At 27.5% G+C, this 4,089-nt stretch carries 3 protein-coding genes; all 3 read left to right on the top strand.

Annotated elements, in window-relative coordinates; genetic code table 11:
* Positions 1 to 829: 829 nt before the first annotated feature.
* The 3 genes from Q0V09_RS08660 to Q0V09_RS08650 all read left to right on the top strand — a co-directional run bounded on the left by Q0V09_RS08660 (position 830) and on the right by Q0V09_RS08650 (position 3,104).
* Positions 830 to 1,717, top strand: coding sequence for an SPFH domain-containing protein (locus tag Q0V09_RS08660; protein WP_297405094.1), 888 nt, complete (start codon positions 830 to 832; stop codon positions 1,715 to 1,717).
* An 82-nt stretch (positions 1,718 to 1,799) separates the two neighbouring features.
* Positions 1,800 to 2,111 (top strand): hypothetical protein, encoded by a 312-nt coding sequence (locus Q0V09_RS08655; protein WP_297405092.1) that lies wholly within the window; start codon positions 1,800 to 1,802, stop codon positions 2,109 to 2,111.
* Between the two features lie 69 nt (positions 2,112 to 2,180).
* Positions 2,181 to 3,104 (top strand): DNA methyltransferase, encoded by a 924-nt coding sequence (locus Q0V09_RS08650; RefSeq protein WP_297405090.1) that lies wholly within the window; start codon positions 2,181 to 2,183, stop codon positions 3,102 to 3,104.
* Positions 3,105 to 4,089: the final 985 nt, after the last annotated feature.

Genomic DNA, 4,089 nt, shown 5'->3' with positions numbered 1-4,089 from the left:
TTTCCCTACACGACGATCTTCCGATCTAAAGAATAAAAAAAACGAAACAATGTATGAATTAATGAAAAAATCGGGATTTATTCCTGAAAATATAAAAGATAGTATTATTGAAAAAGAATCTTTAAAGTGCATGGTAGAACTTCACATAGAGCAAGGAAGGGTATTGGATATTGAAAAGAAATCTGTGGGAATTGTAAAGGGAATTGTTGGTCTTAGATGGTTACAAATAAATATAATAGGTGAATCTAATCATGCTGGAGCAACGCCTATGGGATATAGAAAAGATCCAATGGTACAAGTTGGGAAAATAGCATATGAACTTCCTGAAATAGTAAATTCTCATAAGGATTTATCAATTGTAGCTACTGTTGGAAAAATAGAATGTTTTCCAAATCAAACAAATGTTATTGCTAAAAATGTTCAGTTTACAGTTGATTTACGTGGAATAGATGAAGAAAAATTAGATTTAATTGAAGAGGAATTAGAGAAAAAATTAAAAAAATTAGAGGAACTGGGATATTCATATGAAGTAAAGAGACTAGCTTATGCTAAAGCTGTAAAATCTTGTGATAATATTTTAAATATTATTAATGAAGAAAGTAAAAAAATGAATATAAAAACACAGGAGATGTATAGTGGAGCTAATCATGATACAAGTTTAATGGGAGAGATAACAAATGTAGCAATGATATTTGTCCCTAGTATTGATGGAAGAAGTCATTGCAAAGAGGAACATACACATAGTGAGGATATTGAAAATGGATGTAATGTTTTGTTAAATACAATTTATAGATTATGTATGGAAAAATAAGAGTATAAGGAGAAAAAATTGAAAAAAATATTAGGAATAACAGGTGGAGTATTAATTGTTTTAGCTTTAATTATAGGAAAATCTTTGGAAAAAATACCAGCAGGGTATGTGGGAGTTATTTACTCTCCAAGTGGAGGAATAAAAGAAAAAACACTTTCTCAAGGATGGCATTTTGTAAATCCATTATATAAAATAACAGAGTACACAATATCAACAGAGCAAGCATATTTATCAAGAGATACAAAAGAGGGAAGTATAGAGGATGATTCATTTTTTGTACCAACAAGTGATGGTAAAATGGTAAATGTTGATTTAGAATATTCATATAGGTTTGATCCTGATAAAGTAACTATGGTTTTTACAAAGTTTAGAGGAAAAACAGGAGATGTTATTCAAAAAACATTTATGAGAGGGAAAATAAAAACTTGGGCATCAGAGGTAACATCTAAGTTTAATGTTTTAGACATATACGGTTCTCAAAGAACAAGATTAAATACTTTAGCTTATGAACATATAAGAGATGAATTTAAAAAATATGGAATAATTATAGAATCTGTTAACTTTAGTAGAATTGGCCTTGATTTAGCAACTGAAAAAGCTATTCAATCAAGAGTAAATGCTCAACAAGAACTAGAAAAACAAAAAATTGAAAAAGCTAAAGCAATAATTGAAGCAGAGAGAAAGGCTATTGAAGAAGAGGGAAAGAGAAAAGTTCTATTAATTCAAGCCAAAGCTGAGGCAGAAAGTATAACATTAAAAGCAAGAGCTATAGCTGAATCAAATGAAAAAATATCAAAATCACTAACAAAAGAATTAGTAAACTATGAAGCTATAAAAAAATGGGATGGAAAGTTACCTCAAGTTACAGGAGATTCTACGCCATTAATTGATATAAAAGGGTTATAGTTTTAGAAATTGAAATTTTTTGACTTTTTATGTGTAAATAGGTTATACTATATAGAATAAATTAAAGAAAAAGAGGAATGTTATGAAAAAGAGAATGTCAGCTTTAGGTCAATATATAGTAAAGCAAACAGGTAAACCATTTAACTTTAAATTAGTTAAAACAAGTACAATTTATAAAGGTATTTTATTTACAGTTGGAGCAGATGATTACCTAATAACAGATGATAGAAGAGAGTTATTAGGAACTATAGAAGTTATAGAAATGAAAACAGCAATTGATTATCCAACGAAATTAGCAAGAAAATATACTCATGCTAAATTTGATAAAATAGGAAAGAAAAAAGAGGATTCAATAGTGGTTGATGGTGTTAGATATATCATTATAAAGCTATAAATTTCGATTTTAGTAGAGAGACATGTGCTCTCTATTTTTTTGTTGAAAATTAGAAAAGGGAGAATATAGATGAAAAAATATTTATATGTATTTAATTATCCAAGATTAGAAGAGGGTATTTGTTTAATGGAAATGAGAACTTTATTTGAAAAAGATATTATTGAAAAAGAGATTTTTTCAAATAAAAATATAGATGTGTCAGACAGTGTTTATATTAATTTTAAAATAGAAATACTTCACATGGATGAAAAATTTGAGAATATAGTAGAAAAAATAAAAAAAGAAAAAATAATAATGGAAGAGTTTAAAGTAGAATATTATAAAATAGGAAATGATGAAACAGAATATGCAGAAAGAATAAAAAAAACTAGGAGCATAGGACTAGAGGTTCAAGGGGAACCTAATATGAAAAATCCAAAAACAATTTATGGAATAGTGAAAGTTAAGGATATTTGGATTTTAGGGATTTATAAAAAAAACAATTTTTTATGGAATAGCAGAGTAAAAAAACCGATGTCATATTCAAATTCTTTAGGAGTATCTTTAGCAAAATCAGTAATAAATTTAGCAACATGTGGAGATAGAAATATATCAATAATAGATCCTTGTTGTGGAATAGGAACTATTTTAATAGAAGCTTGTAAAATGAATGTAAATATAGAGGGATATGAAATAAATAAGAAGATATATGAAAATGCTAAAATTAATTTAAAATTCTATAATTGTAATGTTGAAATTACAAATGGAGATATGCATGAAATTGCAAAAAAATATGATTCATCAATATTAGATATACCTTATGGAATTTTTAGTCATATAACTAAAGAGGAACAACAAAGTTTAATAAATAAAACTAGAGAAATTTCAAAGAGATTAATATTGATTAGTTTTGAAGATCTTGACTATATGATAGAGAAAGCTGAATTTAAAATAATTGATAGATGTGAAATACCTAAAGGAAATTTTAAAAGATATATATATACATGTATGTAAATAAAATATAAATACCTCTTGACAAAAAAAGAATAATATAATATATATTTGTACTAAGTTATTTAAGAATACGTATGCAAATAAATTATAAATTTTTTTTTGGGAGGGAAAATGAAAAAGATTTGTGCAATTTTAGTAATGTTTTTAGTTATGTTAGGGTGTGGAAAAGAAAAGAAAAAAGAGATTGTAATGTCTATTTGGGAAGGAACTGGAGAAGAGTATTTAATAGAAACAAATAGTCTGGTTGATGCTTATTCAAAGGTAAATCCAGAAGTAATATTGAAAATAGAAAAAATACCAGCAACAGACTATGATACAGCAATGAAAATTAGAAATACAGCCAATCAATTGCCTGATATTTTTGCAATAAGAAATAAACATATGTATACATATAAAGATTCTGTAATTGATTTATCAAACACAAAAGCAGCAAAAGTAAATGAATTTGCAGAAGCTTATAGTATTGATGGTAAAAATTTAGGACTTGCTATGTATGGATTTAATGAATTTGTTTATTATAGAAAAAGTGTTTTTAATGAGTTAGGATTAGAAGTGCCAAAAACTTGGAATGAATTTTTAAATGTTGTAAATGTTATTGGGACACAAACAGATACAATACCTTTAGCTATAGGAGGAAAAGATCTATGGACAACATATCCATTTGGACAATTCTTACCTTATTTAGTTAAAGGTGGAGATAATATTTTAAATGTAATGGGAGATTCAAATGATCCTTTTGTGCCAGGACATCCAGTTTATGAAGGGTATAAAAAAACAAATGAATTATTTACTTTAAAACCAGCAGGAAATGATCCATTAGGATATGGTTGGAGCCAAGAAACAAGTATGTTTTTATCTAAAAAAGCAGCTATGATGGCAGCAGGCCAGTGGTATTATACAGACTTTATGAAAGAAGCCCCAGAAGAAGCAAAGGGAGAGATCGGAAGAGCGTCGTGTAGGGAAAGAGTGTACGTCCTGGTGTAGA

This window comes from uncultured Cetobacterium sp., assembly GCF_947039425.1.
Taxonomy (GTDB): Bacteria; Fusobacteriota; Fusobacteriia; order Fusobacteriales; family Fusobacteriaceae; genus Cetobacterium_A.
Note: the sequence above shows the minus strand (reverse complement) of the source record. Positions and strands in the feature narration are given on the sequence as shown.

Coding starts and splice junctions, on each gene's coding strand:
- Q0V09_RS08650 (WP_297405090.1), top strand. CDS start 2,181: ATGAAAAAATATTTATATGTATTTAATTATCCAAGATTAGAAGAGGGT.
- Q0V09_RS08655 (WP_297405092.1), top strand. CDS start 1,800: ATGAAAAAGAGAATGTCAGCTTTAGGTCAATATATAGTAAAGCAAACA.